Origin of the sequence: Streptomyces sp. NRRL WC-3618, from assembly GCF_001280005.1 — a bacterium.
In the GTDB taxonomy this organism is placed as follows: Bacteria; Actinomycetota; Actinomycetes; order Streptomycetales; family Streptomycetaceae; genus Streptomyces.
Genome location: NZ_LGDW01000410.1, coordinates 1 through 232, shown reverse-complemented (window position 1 = coordinate 232; position 232 = coordinate 1). Strand labels below are relative to the sequence as shown.

Genomic DNA, 232 nt, shown 5'->3' with positions numbered 1-232 from the left:
GCCCCCTGGCGCTCGGCGGACACTCCGGCCGCCGAACTCGCCGCGTACGTGGTGTGGTCGGCGACCGTACGCCCGGCCGGCCTGGTCACCCGCCCCGCCGTACTGATGTCCAAGCACTGGATGGACAAGGTCTGGAGCTGGGACCACTGCTTCAACGCCCTCGCCCTGGCGAGCGGCAGCCCCGAACTGGCCTGGGACCAGTTCCATCTGCCCTTCGACCACCAGGACGAGA

Annotated in this window: 1 pseudogene; it reads left to right on the top strand. The window is 70.3% G+C overall.

Annotated elements, in window-relative coordinates:
* A pseudogene (locus ADL01_RS27745) lies at positions 1-232 on the top strand (glycogen debranching protein); the annotation flags it as partial.